Source organism: Streptomyces sp. NPDC060205 (assembly GCF_042728395.1).
Classification (GTDB): domain Bacteria; phylum Actinomycetota; class Actinomycetes; order Streptomycetales; family Streptomycetaceae; genus Streptomyces.
In genome coordinates, this window is the sequence record NZ_JBHWZP010000006.1 from 1 (window position 1) to 16,035 (window position 16,035).

Genomic DNA, 16,035 nt, shown 5'->3' on the forward strand with positions numbered 1-16,035 from the left:
GGGACACCTCACGGTCGAGCAGCGCGGTGACGGAGGCCAGCTCGTCGGCGAGCTGCGCCGCGTCGACGGACGTGGAGTCCGTCAGCGCGTCGAGACGCTCACGTGCGGTGGCCAGCGCGTCGCGGCTCGCTCCGTTCATCGCGTGGCCTCGGCCTTCGAAGCGGTCTCGTCGAGACCGTCGAGGAACCGGTCGATCGTGCGGCTCTGCCGGGCGTGGTCCTCAAGGGACTCGCCGACCAGCTTGCCGGCCAGTTCGGTGGCCAGCTGGCCGACGTCCTGGCGCAGCGCGGACGCGGCGGCCTTGCGGTCGGCGGCGAGCTGCGAGTGACCGGCGGCGATGATTTCCTCACGCTGCCGCTGGCCTTCCGCGCGCATCTCGGCGATGAGCGTGGCACCCTGCTCCTGCGCCTCCTGGCGCAGACGCGCGGCCTCGTGCCGTGCCTCGGCGAGCTGGGCCTTGTACTGCTCCAGCACGCTCTGGGCTTCGGTCTGAGCGGCCTCGGCCTTCTCGATACCGCCCTCGATGGCCTCGCGGCGCTGCTCCAGAACCTTGTTGATGTTCGGAAGCAGCTTCTTGGCGAGGAAGCCGAAGACGATGACGAAGGCGATCAGGCCGATGACCAGCTCGGGAATCGGCGGGATGAGGGGATTTTCCATCTCCTCGGCCGCGACAGTGAGCAGCTGGCTCATATCAGTGCCTTTCGTCTAGTGGGCGGTCTGTCGTGAATCCGACGTCAGACGCCGTAGACGAACGGCATGACCAGACCGATGAGGGCGAGCGCCTCACAGAAGGCGAAGCCGAGAATCTGGTTGGCACGGATCAGGCCGGCAGCCTCGGGCTGACGGGCAAGGGCCTGGGTGCCGTTACCGAAGATGATGCCGACGCCGACGCCGGGGCCGATCGCGGCAAGGCCGTAGCCGATGGAGCCGAGGGAGCCGGAGACAGCGGCGAGGGTCTCAGTGGCAGCCATGCTGATTCTTCCTTCTCTGTACGGACCGGCGGGGGTTGACCACCGGACGTTTAGGGGGTTTTACCGGGGGTGGCTCAGTGGTGCTCGGCGAGCGCGCCCTGGATGAAGGTGCAGGTAAGAAGCACGAAGACGTATGCCTGCAGGGCCTGGATGAACAGCTCGAACGCCGTCATCACGATCACCATGATGAACGAGACGCCCGCGTAGGCGATCCCGATGCCGTTGAGCAGGTACCAGCTGGCGATCGTGAACAGCAGCAGCAGGGTGTGTCCCGCGAACATGTTCGCGAACAGTCGCACCGCGTGCGTGAACGGCCGGACGATCAGGTTCGAGAGGAGCTCGATGCCCATGGCCAGCGGGAGAACCGGGCCCAGCGACTTGTCGTAGCCGGAGAAGTTCTTGAACGCGCCGGCGAATCCGTGCCGCTTGAAGGTCAGCGAGACCCACAGGACGTACACGATCCCGGCGAGGACCGCGGGGTACGAGATGATCGACGTGACCGGGAACTGGGCGACCGGGACGATCGACCAGATGTTCATCATCCAGATGAAGAAGAACAGCGAGACGACCAGCGGTACGTACTTCTCGCCCTCCTTCTTTCCGATCGTCTCGTAGACGACGCCGCGCCGGACGAAGTCGTATCCGGCCTCGGCGACCATCTGCAGCTTGCCCGGGACGACCTTCGGCTTGCGGAAGGCGGCCCAGAAGAAGCCGAGGACGATGACGGAGCCGAGCAGCGCCAGGAGCATCGTCTTGTTGAAATAGACGCTGCTGTCCGCATCGCCCACGAGGGGCTCGAACAGGAACGAGTGCAGGCCGGGAGCCGGGAATCCACAGCCGTCGAAGATGTGGCAGTCGGTCTCGAAGGCGAGCACCTGCGTCGGGTCAGCACTCACCGCGGGCTCCTTCAGCGTGGCGCATAGGTACGGCAACCTCGTTGTGTCGGCGCGGCGCGCAGCCGCGGTTCGGCACTGGACTGGTGTAACGGATGTGAGGGCGGCTGGGGGGCATCAAGCCTCGCGATTGAGCAGGCGTCAGCTCAGATGCCCGCGCCCGCGATGCCGCAGTTGGCACCGGACGATAGCAGGGTCTTCTACGAGCACTTATCCCGGCCCTACCTCTCACGACGAGTGCCCTGTCTTTTCGGGCCTGTCGCCCTTCGAGGACTCGGGTTCGACGTAGAGGATCTTGGCTTTCATCTGGGCACGCGCCTGTGCGCCGATCCACGCGAGCGTGGCGGCGACGATCGAGATCGCGAAGGCCTTCGGGTTGAACAGCGTCGTGTTCTTGAACGCGGCGACAAAGATGAACAGCAGAAGAATCTGTGCCGTGTAGAGCATCAGACCCATTGCCTGGAACAGGTGCGGAAGCGATTTGGCGGTGCGCTGCAGAACGTACAGCCCGATGCCCATGAAAAGGATCACGACCAGCGTCGCCACGAGCGCCCCGACCGCCCCCTTGCCCCCCGCGACCACACCACTGACGACGGCGGCAATCGCGCCGACGGCAGCTGTGGGCACAGCGGCCTGGAGAAGGATCCGGACGTCATTGGAGGGCATGGCGGCAACTCCGCTTTGCTCAAGGGGGCAGGTGTCGTCATGGACGAGCGTAGTCCCGGACAGCGAGAGAACCTCACCGCCGGTGAACCGTCGCACCGCGGTCCTTCGGCTCTGTCCTGGGTTCTCGTGAACCGTATCACAAACTATTTGATGAGGTCTTTACCTGGTTGGTGTGCTCGGTGTCACACATGAGGGTGAACATGCACGTCTGTGCGCTCATGCGACCAACTTGTCTGGTATTGAGGCGCTTTTGCAGAGCCGCCCACCGGACGGCTCTTGCGAAACTCTTACCCGGCGTCAGCGCGACGACCCGGCCCCTCGCTCGTCCAGCAGACGCGAACGGGCGCCGACGGCGCTCGCCCCGTTGACCCCTGAGACACCGACAGCGACCGGAGTACGACGTTCCCCGTCCCGCTCCCCGTCCTCGTCCCTGCCGTGCGCGAGGTCGTCGCCGGTCTCGTCGTACGCGGCCGCCCGACCGCCCTCCGCGGGCACATCCACGGCCTTGCGACGGCGGTAGCGCGGCGGCACGAAGTGCTCGGCCCAGCGCGGGGCCCGCGGCGTGAACCGCGGCAGCAGAAGCAGCAGCAGGCCCACCGCGCTGAGCGCCATGATGCCGAGCACGATCCACATCGCGCCCGAGTTCACCGAGTAGGCGAGGGCTCCGAAGGCGATCAGCGCCGACCAGAAGTACATGATGAGCACGGCCCTGCTGTGCGAGTGCCCGATCTCCAGCAGCCGGTGGTGCAGGTGTCCGCGGTCGGCGGCGAACGGGGACTGGCCGCGCCAGGTGCGCCGCACGATGGCGAGCACCAGGTCCGCCGCCGGCACGGCGATGATCGTCAGCGGCAGCAGCAGCGGGATGTAGACGGGCACCGTCTGGTGCACGGCCTCCTTCTCGGACCCCGCGAACAGGTTCATCGCGTCCGGGTCGACCTGGCCGGTGATGGAGATGGCGCCGGCCGCCAGCACCAGCCCGATGAGCATCGAGCCCGAGTCGCCCATGAAGATCCGCGCGGGGTGCATGTTGTGCGGCAGGAAGCCCAGGCACATGCCCATCAGGAGCGCGGCGAAGAGGGTGGCGGGGGCGGCGGACTCCAGCCCGTACCCGTACCAGATGCGGTAGCCGTACATGAAGAACGCGGCGGCGGCGATGCAGACCATGCCCGCGGCGAGGCCGTCGAGGCCGTCGGCGAAGTTCACGGCGTTGATGGTGATCACGACGAGTGCGACCGTCAGCAGCGTGCCCTGCCACTGGGTCAGCGAGACCGAGCCGACACCGGGGATGGGCAGCCACAGGATCGTCAGACCCTGCATGACCATGACGCCCGCGGCGATCATCTGGGCGCCCAGCTTGATCAGCGCGTCGATCTCGAACTTGTCGTCCAGGACGCCGATCAGCCAGATCAGGGCGGCGCCGGACAGCAGCGCCCGCGGTTCGTTGGAGTTCTCGAAGACCACGCTGAGGTTCGTCAGATGGTCCGCGACCAGCAGGCCCGCGCACAGCCCGAAGAACATCGCGATGCCGCCGAGGCGCGGTGTGGGTTCTCGGTGCACGTCACGTGCCCGGATCTCCGGCATCGCTCCGGCCACGATCGCGAACTTCCGCACCGGCCCGGTCAGCAGGTACGTCACCGCGGCCGTGATGCAGAGCGTCAGGAGGTATTCACGCACGGGCATTCCCCACAGGTCTCGCTGGCCATCTCAGCCCCACACCATAGCTTCGTGCGCATACGGTTGAGGACTTCCGGGTAGAGCCGATGGTTGCACGAGTGGCTGCGGCTCCACGCCCGCCCACCCCACGCTAGCCGGGATAGGGGGGAAATCTCCCGGTCAGATCCCGCACTTCTTCACGTACGCGCCGGCCTGCGGACTCGTCCCGAAGGGCCGCGCCGAACAGCACCGCGATCCGGGCCATCTCGGCCTCGCCCATGCCCTGGGTGGTGACGGCGGCCGTGCCCAGGCGCAGTCCCCGTACGTCGGGGTGGGGCAGCGCGCAGGTGTCGAGGACCATTCCGGCGGCGGCGAGCCGGCCGCGGGCGGTGCGGCCTTCGACGCCGAGCGGCGCCGGGTCGGCGGTCAGCAGATGGGTGTCGGTGCCGCCGGTGACGACCGCGAGCCCCTCGGCGGCCAGGCCCTGTGCCAGCACCCGCGCGTTCGCGACCACCTGATGGGCGTACGCCGTGAACGCCGGTGTTGCCGCCTCACCGAACGCGACGGCCTTCGCGGCGACGGTGTGCATCTGCGCGCCGCCCTGTGTGAAGGGGAAGACGGCCCGGTCGACGCGCTCGGCCAGCTCGGTCCCGCACAGCAGCATCCCGCCGCGCGGCCCGCGCAGCACCTTGTGGGTGGTCGCGCACACGACGTCGGCGTACGGGACCGGGCTGGGCGCCGCTCCCCCGGCGACGAGGCCGATGGGGTGGGCGGCGTCGGCGATGAGATACGCGCCGACCTCGTCCGCCACCTCGCGGAAGGCCGCGTAGTCGATGTGCCGGGGGTACGAGATGGACCCGCACACGATCGCCTTCGGGCGGTGGGTGCGGGCCAGCGCCCTGACCTGCTCGTGGTCGATGAGGCCGCTCTCCGGGTCGACGCCGTAGCCGACGAAGTCGAACCACCGGCCGGAGAAGTTCGCGGGCGACCCGTGCGTGAGGTGCCCGCCGTGCGGCAGGCCCATCGCGAGGACGGTGTCCCCGGGGCGCAGCAGGGCGGCGTACGCGGCCAGCACGGCCGAACTCCCGGAGTGCGACTGCACGTTGGCGTGCTCGGCGCCGAAGAGGGCCGTGGCGCGCTGTACGGCGATCCGCTCGGCGACGTCGACCAGCTCGCAGCCGCCGTGGTGGCGGGCGCCGGGGTAGCCCTCGGCGTACTTGTTGGCGAGCGGCGAGCCCAGCGCGGCCAGCACGGCCGGCGAGGTGAAGTTCTCGGCGGCGATCAGCTGGAGCGTCGTGGTCTGCCGTGTCAGCTCCGCGAGGAGGATCTCGGCCAGCTCCGGATCCTGCCGGCCGAGCACATCGACGGACGGCGGGCCTTCGAGCGTGGGTGTGACCGGCATGGCGGACTCCGGACCTCGGCGGGGGATCGCTATGTCCAATGTAGGACCGACTCCCCCGCCGCGCCCGGCGTTACGCAGGAGCACCCCGCACACCGTCCGAACAGCCCTCCCCGCCGCCCCACCCGGGGACACGCCCCCACGGGGCCTCAGGCCCGCGCGGACGCCCCCGTGAGAGCCGTGACCACGGGGTCCAGCGCCTGGTTGATCTCGTCGCCCACCGAGCGGAAGAACGGGAGGGGGGCGCCGTACGGGTCGTAGACCTCGTCGGCTTCCGCCGTGGGGGCCAGGAGCCACCCGCGTAGAGCCGCCGCGGCGCGGACCAGGGCCCGGGCGCGTTCGACCATGCCGTCGTCCAGCGGCGGCAGTGTCGTGGGGTCTATGGCGCGGACCAGGCGGGTGAACTCCTTCAGGGTGAAGGTGCGCAGGCCCGCCGAGTGGCCCATAGAGATGACCTGGGCGCGGTGGTCACGGGTCGCGGTGAGGACCAGGTCCGCCCGGATGACGTGCTCGTCCAGCAGTTCGCGGCCCACGAAGCCGGAGGCGTCCGCGCCGAAGTCCGCGAGGACCGCCTCCGCGTTGGCCTCCATGGGCGCGCCCTCGTGCCCCCAGGTACCGGCGCTCTCCACTATCAGGCCGCCCCACAGGGGGTCGCCGAGCCGGTCCGCCAGGGCATGGCGGGTCAGCCGCTCGGTGATCGGCGAGCGGCACACGTTGCCGGTGCTGACGTGGAGGATGCGAAAAGAGGAGTCGCCCGAGGCCCCGTCGCCGTAAGCCCCCGTGTACCCCGTCCCCGTACCTATGCCACGCCCCGCGTCAGGGGCTGTCAATTCGCCACCTCAAGGTCGGGTACGACCTTTCGCAGCTCCTCGGCCGACAGCGCGCCGGCCCGCAGCAGCACCGGCACCTTGCCCGTCACGTCGACGATCGACGACGGGACGATGCCGGGGGTGGGGCCGCCGTCCAGGTACACGGAGACGGAGTCGCCGAGCATCTCCTGCGCGGCGTCGCAGTCCTCGGGGGACGGGTGTCCGGTGAGGTTGGCGGACGACACGGCCATCGGGCCGGTCTCGGTCAGCAGCTCGATGGCGACCGGGTGCAGCGGCATGCGCACGGCGACGGTCCCCCGGGTGTCCCCGAGGTCCCACTGCAGGGACGGCTGGTGCTTGGCGACCAGGGTCAGCGCGCCCGGCCAGAAGGCGTCGACGAGCTCCCAGGCCATCTCGGAGAAGTCCGTGACCAGGCCGTGCAGCGTGTTCGGGGAGCCGATGAGGACGGGCGTGGGCATGTTCCGGCCGCGGCCCTTGGCCTCCAGCAGGTCCGACACGGCCTCCGAGCTGAACGCGTCGGCGCCGATCCCGTACACGGTGTCGGTCGGCAGCACGACGAGCTCGCCCCGGCGTACGGCGGACGCGGCCTCGCGCAGACCCGTCGAGCGGTCGGTCGCGTCGTTGGTGTCGTATCGCCGTGCCATCAGCAAGCCTCCTCGCGCACGCGGACCCCGGTGGCCGCGCATCTAACGGTTTCCACGTCGTCCACAGGGGACATCGCCGTGGTCATGGCGTCGCCCTGCGGGCGGTCGCGAACCGCGGCCGGTTGTTGAGGTCCGGGTGGTCGGCCGCGTCGGCCCAGCCCCGCTCCTCGGTGAAGATCCACGGCACCTGTCCGCCCTGGGTGTCGGCGTGTTCGACGACGACGACACCGCCGGGCCGCAGCAGCCGGTGCGCGGTGCGCTCCAGACCGCGGATCAGGTCGAGGCCGTCCTCCCCCGAGAACAGGGAGAGTTCGGGATCGTAGTCCCGGGCCTCCGGAGCGACGTACTCCCATTCCGTGAGCGGGATGTACGGCGGGTTGGTGATGACGAGGTCGACCTGGCCGTCGAGGTCGGGGAAGGCGTCCAGGGCGTTGCCCTGGCGCAGGTCGACCCTGGACCCCTCGACGTTCTTGCGGGTCCACCGCAGGGCGTCCTCGGACAGCTCCACGGCGTGCACGCGCGAGCGCGGGACCTCCTGTGCGAGGGCGAGCGCGATGGCGCCCGAACCGGTGCACAGGTCCACGATCAGCGGCTCCACGACGTCCATCGCGCGGACGGCGTCTATGGCCCAGCCGACCACGGACTCGGTCTCGGGCCGGGGCACGAACACCCCCGGCCCGACCTGGAGTTCCAGATAACGGAAGTAGGCAAGACCGGTGATGTGCTGGAGCGGCTCGCGGGCCTCGCGGCGCGCGATCACCTCCCAGTACCGGGCGTCGAAGTCCGCGTCCTTCACGGTGTGCAGCTCGCCCCGCTTCACACCGTGCACGAACGCGGCGAGCTCCTCGGCGTCGTTGCGCGGCGAGGGCACGCCGGCGTCGGCCAGCCGCTGGGTGGCCTGGGCCACTTCCGCGAGCAGCAGGTTCACGCGTCCTCCGGGCTGAGCTGTTGTCCGTCGTGCGGATGTGTACTGCGACTGTCCACTGCGGCCGTGCGGGTACGCGTCCTAGGCCGCGGCGAGCTTGGCCGCCGAGTCGGCGTCCACGCAGGCCTGGATCATCGCGTCGAGGTCACCGTCGAGGACCTGGTCCAAGTTGTACGCCTTGAAGCCGACGCGGTGGTCCGAGATGCGGTTCTCCGGGAAGTTGTACGTACGGATCTTCTCGGAGCGGTCCACGGTGCGGACCTGGCTGCGGCGGGCGTCGGCGGCGTTGCGCTCCGCCTCCTCCTGGGCCGCGGCGAGGAGCCTGGAGCGCAGGATACGCATCGCCTGCTCCTTGTTCTGCAGCTGGCTCTTCTCGTTCTGGCAGGAGGCGACGACTCCGGTGGGAATGTGCGTGATGCGCACCGCGGAGTCGGTGGTGTTGACGGACTGGCCGCCGGGCCCGGAGGAGCGGTAGACGTCGATCCGCAGGTCGTTCGCGTGGATCTCGACGTCGACCTCCTCGGCCTCGGGGGTGACGAGCACACCGGCGGCGGAGGTGTGGATACGGCCCTGCGACTCGGTCGAGGGCACCCGCTGCACGCGGTGCACGCCGCCCTCGTACTTCATCCGTGCCCAGACGCCCTGGCCGGGCTCGGTGGCGCCGTTGCCGCCCTTGGTCTTCACGGCGACCTGGACGTCCTTGTAGCCGCCCAGCTCGGACTCGGTGGAGTCGATGATCTCGGTCTTCCAGCCGACGCGCTCCGCGTACCGCAGGTACATGCGCAGCAGGTCGCCGGCGAACAGGGCCGACTCGTCGCCGCCCGCGCCCGCCTTGATCTCCAGGATGACGTCCTTGTCGTCGCTGGGGTCGCGCGGGACCAGCAGCAGCCGGAGCTTCTCGGTGAGCTCCTCGCGCTGCTTCTCCAGGTCCTTGACCTCCGCGGCGAAGTCGGGGTCGTCGGCGGCGAACTCCTTCGCCGTCTCGATGTCGTCACCGGATCGCTTCCAGGAGCGGTACGTCGCGATGATCGGGGTCAGCTCGGCGTAGCGCTTGTTGAGCTTGCGCGCGTTGGCCTGATCGGCGTGGACCGACGGGTCAGCGAGCTTCTTCTCAAGATCGGCGTGCTCGCCGATGAGTTCCTCGACCGCCTCGAACATCTCCGGCTCCAATGGACTGCCCCCGGCACCTTCACGGGTTCGGGGACGTAGGTACGGCATGGGGGTTCGTACGGGGGTTCCCTGCTCGATCGAACCGCTCGACCGATCTGCTCGATCGCGTTCGAGAGCGAGGGGTGGGGCTGCACCGCAAAGCGCCGGTCCCAGCGCCCCCGGACGGAGGCACCGAAGACCGGCGCTGTGAGCTCGCTACTTGGTGTCGGCCGCAGCCTTGGCCTTGCCGAAGCGGGCCTCGAAGCGGGCCACACGGCCACCGGTGTCGAGGATCTTCTGCTTGCCCGTGTAGAACGGGTGGCACTCGGAGCAGACCTCGGCGCGGACGGTGCCGCTGGAGATCGTGCTGCGGGTGGTGAACGACGCGCCACAGGTGCAGCTGACCTGCGTCTCGACGTACTCGGGGTGGATGTCGCGCTTCAAGGTGTCTCCTAGTTTCGGGAGGGCTCCGGGTCGCTGCCGCGGATTGCGGGGGCGTGAACCGGGGCCGACTGTCCAGTCTGCCAGGACTGGTGCCATCTCCCCAAACCGGGGGATGGCCGGGGGTATTCCCGCGCCCCGACGCGGGCTCCGGCGGGGCCCCTCCGGGGCCCCGTAAGGGGCGCGGGGAACTGCGCGACCAGCCACGACGTACCCGCACATGCCCACCGGCACCGGCGCGCTCCCCCGTATGGGGCGCTGGTCACGAAGTGACGACGCCCTTGGCGTCGCCGGTCGCCGAGCCCTCCGTCGCCGACTTCGGGATCGCGCGGTCGTTCTTCAGCGCGGCCCAGACCTGCGCGGCCTTGTCCTTCTCGACCAGGACGCGGTTGCCGTCGGCCGGGTCGTACTGGACCGGCAGCGTGACCATGTTCATCTTCGACGAGCCGATCCCCTTCAGCCCGTTGGCGAAGGACGCCAGATCCTTTACCGAGGCCAGGTCGGAGTCGGTGGTCACCGTCTTCGTCGCCGTGTCGGCGAGGTCGTACAGCTTCTTCGGGCTGGTCAGTACGCCGACGCTCCTGACCTGCTCGACCAGCGCCTCGATGAAGGCCTGCTGGAGCTGGATCCGGCCGAGGTCGGAGCCGTCGCCCACCCCGTGCCGCGTACGCACCAGGCCGAGCGACTGCTTGCCGGTCAGCCGGTGCGTGCCGGCCTTGAGGTCGAGGTGGCTCTCCTTGTCGGTGATGTCCTTGGTCGTGGTGACCTCGACACCGCCGAGTTCGTCGATCAGCTTCTGGAAGCCGCTGAAGTCGACCTCGACGTAGTGGTCCATGCGGATACCGGTCATCGACTCGACGGTCTTGACCGCGCAAGCCGCGCCGCCCGTGGAGTACGCCGAGTTGAACATGGCGAGCGACGCGGCGTCGTGCTCCACGCCCTCGCTGTCGGTGCACGCGGGCCGCGGTACGAGCGTGTCGCGCGGTATGGAGACCACGCTGGCCTTCTTGTGGCCCTCGTAGACGTGCACGACCATCGCGGTGTCGGAGCGGGCGCTGCCGTCGTCGGTGCCCCCGCCCAGGTCCTTGTTGCTGCCGGAACGCGTGTCGGAGCCGAGTACGAGGATGTCCTGCGAGCCGTTGTCGACGTCCAGGGGCCGGTCGGTGCCGAGTGCCTGGTCGATGTCGACGCTCTTGATGTTGTCGTTCAGGTTGAAGTACACGTACCCCAGGCCCGTGCCGCCCAGAACGAAGACACCCGCCGCGGACCAGGCCGCGATGACGAGCGCCTTGTGACGCGTGCTCCGCGGTTTACGGCGATGGCCGGATTCAGGTGTGCTCTCGGCAGGCATGTGCTCCTCGGTTCTCGCTGGTCGGTTCGGCTACCCCCTGCGGTCAGGGTCAGGCGTGGTCAGGTGCCGTGACGTCTCTGTCAGGACCCGTCTGTTCAGACGTTGAAACCGAAAAAAGGGTTGCACAACGCACTGTGACCGTACTGTGCGAACCCGGACACAACGGGTGACCGGCCGCGCGGGCCGTCGGCGGCTCACCTGCGCTTACGTGGGCGGACGGGCCGCCTCCGCGCCACCGTGTCGACCTTCACATCTGTGGCGAAGGTCTCGCACAGTGCACCACGGGGACAACGCGCAGGGCCGCCCCCGAGGTGACGGGGACGGCCCTGTGCGCCACCGGCTGCGCCGGCTGAGACCTCAGTCGTTGCCGTTGCCCGGCATCGGCGTCGTCTTCTGGATCTGCAGCAGGAACTCGGCGTTCGACTTCGTCTGCTTCATCTTGTCGAGCAGCAGCTCGATCGCCTGCTGCTGGTCGAGCGCGTGCAGCACACGACGCAGCTTCCAGGTGATGGCGAGCTCGTCGCTGCCGAGCAGGATCTCTTCCTTGCGCGTACCGGACGCGTCGACGTCCACCGCCGGGAAGATGCGCTTGTCGGCGAGCTTGCGGTCGAGCTTCAGCTCCGCGTTGCCCGTGCCCTTGAACTCCTCGAAGATGACCTCGTCCATGCGCGAGCCGGTGTCGACCAGCGCGGTGGCCAGGATCGTCAGCGAACCGCCGTCCTCGATGTTGCGCGCGGCACCGAAGAAGCGCTTCGGCGGGTACAGCGCGGTCGAGTCGACACCACCGGACAGGATGCGGCCGGAGGCCGGGGCGGCGAGGTTGTACGCACGGCCCAGACGCGTGATCGAGTCGAGCAGCACGACGACGTCGTGGCCCAGCTCCACCAGCCGCTTGGCACGCTCGATGGCGAGCTCGGCGACCGTGGTGTGGTCCTCGGCGGGACGGTCGAAGGTCGAGGAGATGACCTCGCCCTTCACCGACCGCTGCATGTCGGTGACCTCTTCCGGACGCTCGTCGACCAGGACGACCATCAGGTGGCACTCGGGGTTGTTGACGGTGATCGCGTTGGCGATCGCCTGCAGGATCATGGTCTTGCCGGTCTTCGGCGGAGCCACGATCAGACCGCGCTGGCCCTTTCCGATGGGCGCGACGAGGTCGATGATGCGGGTCGTCAGCACACCCGGGTCGGTCTCCAGACGGAGCCGGTCCTGCGGGTACAGCGGCGTCAGCTTGTTGAACTCCGGGCGTCCGCGCCCCGATTCGGGCGCCATGCCGTTCTGCGAGTCCAGGCGGACCAGCGCGTTGAACTTCTCGCGGCGCTCGCCGTCCTTGGGCTGCCGGACGGCGCCGGTGACGTGGTCACCCTTGCGCAGACCGTTCTTGCGGACCTGGGCGAGGGAGACGTACACGTCGTTCGGACCGGGGAGGTAGCCCGACGTACGGATGAACGCGTAGTTGTCGAGGATGTCCAGGATGCCCGCGACGGGGATCAGGACGTCGTCGTCGGCGACCTGCGGCTCGTTCGGGCCGAACTCGTCGCGGCCACGGCGGCCACGGCGGTCGCGGTAACGACCGCGGCGGCCACGGCGGCCACCCTCGAAGTCGTCGTCGTCCTGCGGGCCGTTGTCACGCTGACGGTCCTGGCGGTCCTGCCGGCCGCCGCCCTGCTGACGGTCCTGCCGGTCCTGGCGCTGCTGGTTGCCGCCGCCCTGGCCCTGACCGCCCTGGTTGCCGCCGCCCTGCTGCTCGTCGCCCTTGCCGCCACGGCGGTCGCGGTCGCGGCCTCCGCGGTCACGGTCGCCGCGCTCACCGCGGTCGCCACGGTCGGCGCGGTCACGGCGGTCGCGGCGGCCCTGCCGGCCGTCGTTCCCGCCGTCCGAGCCGTCGCCCTTGGCCTCGCCCTGGGACTGCGCGGACTCCTCGGTCCTGACCTCGGTCTTCGCCTCGGCGGTGATCGTCTCCGGGCTGCCCGCCTCGGAGGTGGCACGACGCCGGCGGCGCTCGGCCGGAGCGTCGTCCCCACCGCGCTCGCCGCCCTCGCTCGCCCGGGCGGGGCCGCCGGCCGGCTGGCCGGGGATCTCGATCTGCTGCTGAGCCACGGCCTTCTCGGCCTTGGCCTCCGCCTTCTTCTCGGCGGGAGAGACGGCCTCGTCCCCCGTACGAGCCTTCGAGGTGGCCCGGCGCTTGGGCTTCGTCTCGGTGGCGTCCCCGGCGGCGGACGCGGTCTTGGCCGAAGCACCCCCGCCGCCCTGCGCCTCCTTGATGACCTCGATCAGCTGGCTCTTGCGCATCCGCGCGGTGCCCCTGATGCCGAGGCCGGATGCGACCTGCTGCAGCTCGGCCAGCACCATGCCCTCAAGGCCGGTACCGCGGCGCCGACGGGAGCCGGCACCGGTGGCAGGCGCGGAGGCGTCCGTGGCGGGCGCGGCAGCGGTCTCCTCGACACGTGCGCCCATCAGATCGGTGGTGTCGCTCACGAAGGGTCCTTCCCTGGAGCGGACGTCGGCCTGTCTGGCTCGGCGACCGGTTGTGCTGTCCGACAGTGGTCCGTCTTGTGTGGACCGTGCCGGGGCGGTGGTCCGCCCAAAGGCGGAGGGAATTTCTGGGATGACGTTTCCCGGGGCCGCGGACTTGAGGTTCTGTGTCCATCGGCTCGGTCACGCCGGTTCCGGAGCGTACTCAGCACCGCTCAGCGCCTAGCACCCAATGCGTGGCACAAAGCGATTTGGGGGGCTCCCGGAAGAATGATTGTCCCGGACGGGGACGTGAAGCACCTCGCCATGGTGGGGTCGGGTGCAGACTTGAGGTTAACACTACCGGATCCAACAAACATTCCCCCTCTCGAAATCCGGCAACCGAGTGTCACGGAGCAAGCGGCAGCACGCTCGCCCCGGTGGCGTCGAGGCCCAGCCGGTTGGCCGCCCAGCCCTCTCCCGCCAGTTGTGCGACCTTGTCGGCCGCGGCCTCGTCGGCGAGCGCGAGCACGGTGGGCCCGGCACCCGAGATGACCGCGGGAATGCCGTCCGCCCGCAGCCGCTCCACCAGCGCGGCGCTCTCCGGCATGGCCGGGGCGCGGTACTCCTGGTGCAGTCGGTCCTCGGTGGCGGGCAGCAGCAGCTCGGGGCGCCTGGTGAGGGCCTCGACGAGCAGTGCGGCACGGCCCGCGTTGGTGGCGGCGTCGACGTGCGGGACGGTACGGGGCAGGAGTCCGCGGGCGGTCTCCGTCAGTACGGCCTTGCCGGGTACGAAAACCACCGGAACGATGGAATCGGCGGGTTCCATCCTGATGGCGCGCGCCGCCCCGTTCTCCAGCCAGGACAAGGTGAATCCGCCGAGCAGACAGGCCGCGACGTTGTCGGGGTGGCCCTCGATCTCGGTGGCGAGCTCAAGGAGGGCGGTGTCGTCGAGCTTGCTGTCGCCGCCTATGGTCACCGCGCGCGCGGCGACGATGCCGGCGCAGATCGCGGCGGACGAGGAGCCGAGGCCCCGGCCGTGCGGGATGCGGTTGGCGCACACGATCTCAAGGCCGCGGGGCTGTCCGCCCAGCAGGTCGAAGGCGGTGCGCAGGGACCGTACGAGCAGGTGGCGCTCGTCGCGCGGCAGCGTCTCGCTGCCCTCACCCGCGATGTCGATGTGCAGGCCGGAATCGGCCACGCGGACGACCACGTCGTCGTACAGCCCCAGTGACAGGCCGAGGGCGTCGAAGCCCGGGCCGAGGTTGGCACTGGTGGCGGGGACGCGCACCCGGACGGCGGCGGCGCGGAACGCTGGACCGGCCATCGCTCGATGACTCTCCTTGAGCTTGAGCTGCGAGATTTTCGAAATCCTGCGAGACGTACGGAGAATGCGGAAGACCCGGAGGCCGCAGGGGCGGCGCGGCACCGCGGCATATGCGGCGGGCGGGTTCGGTACAGCTTATCGAAGGAAGGTTCAGTGGCGACATAGGGCGCACAGGAGGCGCACGATGCGTGTCGTAAGCCCGCATGTGCACCCCCTGCCGGATGCCTCTTCCCGTCCCCCGTCGGGCACGTGTGCCGGGTGGTGCGGCTACGCCAGGCCCAAGCGCTCGGCGGCCGTGGCCGCGTCGACCGGGACCGTGACGGGCTGCGGGGCGCCCGCGACGGCCCAGTCGGGGTCCTTGAGGCCGTTTCCGGTCACCGTGCAGACGATGCGCTGGCCCGGGTCGACCTTGCCCTGCTCGGCGGCCTTGAGCAGACCGGCGACGGAAGCCGCCGAGGCCGGCTCGACGAAGACGCCCTCCTGCGCGGCCAACAGCCGGTAGGCGCGCAGGATCTCACGGTCCGTCACCTCGTCGATGAAGCCGCCCGACTCGTCCCGCGCGGCGAGCGCGTACTGCCACGAGGCCGGGTTGCCGATGCGGATCGCGGTGGCGATCGTCGAGGGGTCCTTGACGACCTCGCCGCGCACGATGGGCGCGGACCCGGACGCCTGGAAGCCCCACATGCGCGGAGTCCGCGCGGCGATCTTGTCGGCGGCGTACTCGGTGTACCCCTTCCAGTACGCGGTGATGTTGCCCGCGTTGCCCACCGGGAGGACGTGGATGTCGGGGGCGTCGCCGAGCATGTCCACGATCTCGAACGCCGCGGTCTTCTGCCCCTCGATCCGCACCGGGTTCACCGAATTGACCAGTGCCACCGGGTAGTTGTCGGAGAGGTTGCGCGCCAGGGTGAGGCAGTCGTCGAAGTTGCCGTCGACCTGGAGGATCTTCGCGCCGTGCACGAGGGCCTGGCCCATCTTGCCGAGCGCGATCTTGCCCTGCGGCACGAGGACGGCACAGACCATCCCGGCGCGCACGGCGTAGGCGGCCGCCGAGGCAGACGTGTTGCCCGTGGAGGCACAGATGACGGCCTTCGCGCCTTCCTCCTTGGCCCGCGTGATGGCCATGGTCATTCCGCGGTCCTTGAAGGACCCGGTGGGGTTGGCGCCCTCGACCTTGAGGTGGACCTCGCAGCCCGTGCGCTCGGAGAGCACCTGCGCGGGCACGAGCGGCGTACCGCCCTCACGCAGCGAGACGACCTGCGTGGTGTCGGACACCGGCAGCCTGTCCCGGTACTCCTCGATGATTCCGCGCCACTGGTGGGTCATTGCTCG

15 protein-coding genes and 1 pseudogene are annotated in these 16,035 nt (G+C 69.7%); all 16 read right to left on the reverse strand.

All coding sequences use genetic code 11. The features are described from left to right. Positions 1-139: pseudogene (locus tag ACFWGJ_RS01745) on the reverse strand (F0F1 ATP synthase subunit delta); the annotation flags it as partial. Then, complete coding sequence (locus ACFWGJ_RS01750) at positions 136-690, reverse strand: F0F1 ATP synthase subunit B (RefSeq protein ID WP_107021299.1); 555 nt, start codon at positions 688-690, stop codon at positions 136-138. The pseudogene ACFWGJ_RS01745 and the gene ACFWGJ_RS01750, both read right to left, overlap by 4 nt. A gap of 44 nt (positions 691-734) precedes the next feature. Beyond that, the gene (locus tag ACFWGJ_RS01755; RefSeq protein ID WP_067273352.1) at positions 735-971 is read right to left on the reverse strand and encodes a F0F1 ATP synthase subunit C; all 237 of its coding nucleotides are present in this window, start codon (positions 969-971) and stop codon (positions 735-737) included. Positions 972-1,045: 74 nt separating this feature from the next. Beyond that, complete coding sequence (atpB, locus tag ACFWGJ_RS01760; protein WP_387320236.1) at positions 1,046-1,867, reverse strand: F0F1 ATP synthase subunit A; 822 nt, start codon at positions 1,865-1,867, stop codon at positions 1,046-1,048. A 225-nt stretch (positions 1,868-2,092) separates the two neighbouring features. After that, positions 2,093-2,530 (reverse strand): hypothetical protein, encoded by a 438-nt coding sequence (locus ACFWGJ_RS01765; protein WP_328493914.1) that lies wholly within the window; start codon positions 2,528-2,530, stop codon positions 2,093-2,095. Positions 2,531-2,827: 297 nt separating this feature from the next. Beyond that, on the reverse strand, positions 2,828-4,204 hold the full coding sequence (locus ACFWGJ_RS01770) for an MraY family glycosyltransferase (RefSeq protein WP_387320237.1): 1,377 nt from the start codon (positions 4,202-4,204) through the stop codon (positions 2,828-2,830). Positions 4,205-4,334: 130 nt separating this feature from the next. Continuing rightward, positions 4,335-5,585 carry a serine hydroxymethyltransferase gene (glyA, locus tag ACFWGJ_RS01775; protein ID WP_387320238.1) on the reverse strand — a complete coding sequence of 417 codons (1,251 nt, stop codon included), beginning with the start codon at positions 5,583-5,585 and terminating at the stop codon, positions 4,335-4,337. 146 nt (positions 5,586-5,731) lie between these two features. After that, positions 5,732-6,412 (reverse strand): protein-tyrosine-phosphatase, encoded by a 681-nt coding sequence (locus ACFWGJ_RS01780; protein WP_387320239.1) that lies wholly within the window; start codon positions 6,410-6,412, stop codon positions 5,732-5,734. Beyond that, the gene (locus ACFWGJ_RS01785) at positions 6,409-7,056 is read right to left on the reverse strand and encodes an L-threonylcarbamoyladenylate synthase (RefSeq protein ID WP_387320240.1); all 648 of its coding nucleotides are present in this window, start codon (positions 7,054-7,056) and stop codon (positions 6,409-6,411) included. Before ACFWGJ_RS01785 ends, ACFWGJ_RS01780 begins: the two co-directional genes overlap by 4 nt. An 82-nt stretch (positions 7,057-7,138) precedes the next feature. Next, positions 7,139-7,984 (reverse strand): peptide chain release factor N(5)-glutamine methyltransferase, encoded by an 846-nt coding sequence (gene prmC, locus ACFWGJ_RS01790; RefSeq protein ID WP_387320241.1) that lies wholly within the window; start codon positions 7,982-7,984, stop codon positions 7,139-7,141. Between the two features lie 78 nt (positions 7,985-8,062). Beyond that, entirely contained in the window at positions 8,063-9,139 is a 1,077-nt protein-coding gene (gene prfA / locus ACFWGJ_RS01795) for a peptide chain release factor 1 (RefSeq protein ID WP_210889794.1), read from the reverse strand. 207 nt (positions 9,140-9,346) lie between these two features. Beyond that, a complete protein-coding gene (rpmE, locus tag ACFWGJ_RS01800; RefSeq protein ID WP_055510606.1) occupies positions 9,347-9,574 on the reverse strand; it encodes a 50S ribosomal protein L31 in 228 nt (75 codons plus the stop codon). Positions 9,575-9,833: 259 nt separating this feature from the next. Beyond that, positions 9,834-10,922 (reverse strand): LCP family protein, encoded by a 1,089-nt coding sequence (locus tag ACFWGJ_RS01805; protein WP_387320242.1) that lies wholly within the window; start codon positions 10,920-10,922, stop codon positions 9,834-9,836. 357 nt (positions 10,923-11,279) lie between these two features. After that, complete coding sequence (gene rho / locus ACFWGJ_RS01810) at positions 11,280-13,400, reverse strand: transcription termination factor Rho (protein WP_387320243.1); 2,121 nt, start codon at positions 13,398-13,400, stop codon at positions 11,280-11,282. A 385-nt stretch (positions 13,401-13,785) separates the two neighbouring features. Continuing rightward, positions 13,786-14,703, reverse strand: a complete 918-nt coding sequence (gene thrB, locus ACFWGJ_RS01815) for a homoserine kinase (protein ID WP_107021308.1) — start codon at positions 14,701-14,703, stop codon at positions 13,786-13,788. Between the two features lie 267 nt (positions 14,704-14,970). Beyond that, positions 14,971-16,029 (reverse strand): threonine synthase, encoded by a 1,059-nt coding sequence (thrC, locus tag ACFWGJ_RS01820; protein ID WP_387320245.1) that lies wholly within the window; start codon positions 16,027-16,029, stop codon positions 14,971-14,973. Positions 16,030-16,035 lie beyond the last annotated feature (6 nt).

Coding starts and splice junctions, on each gene's coding strand:
- prfA (WP_210889794.1), bottom strand. CDS start 9,139: ATGTTCGAGGCGGTCGAGGAACTCATCGGCGAGCACGCCGATCTTGAG.
- ACFWGJ_RS01755 (WP_067273352.1), bottom strand. CDS start 971: ATGGCTGCCACTGAGACCCTCGCCGCTGTCTCCGGCTCCCTCGGCTCC.
- glyA (WP_387320238.1), bottom strand. CDS start 5,585: ATGCCGGTCACACCCACGCTCGAAGGCCCGCCGTCCGTCGATGTGCTC.
- thrB (WP_107021308.1), bottom strand. CDS start 14,703: ATGGCCGGTCCAGCGTTCCGCGCCGCCGCCGTCCGGGTGCGCGTCCCC.
- ACFWGJ_RS01785 (WP_387320240.1), bottom strand. CDS start 7,056: ATGGCACGGCGATACGACACCAACGACGCGACCGACCGCTCGACGGGT.
- thrC (WP_387320245.1), bottom strand. CDS start 16,029: ATGACCCACCAGTGGCGCGGAATCATCGAGGAGTACCGGGACAGGCTG.
- ACFWGJ_RS01750 (WP_107021299.1), bottom strand. CDS start 690: ATGAGCCAGCTGCTCACTGTCGCGGCCGAGGAGATGGAAAATCCCCTC.
- ACFWGJ_RS01805 (WP_387320242.1), bottom strand. CDS start 10,922: ATGCCTGCCGAGAGCACACCTGAATCCGGCCATCGCCGTAAACCGCGG.
- ACFWGJ_RS01765 (WP_328493914.1), bottom strand. CDS start 2,530: ATGCCCTCCAATGACGTCCGGATCCTTCTCCAGGCCGCTGTGCCCACA.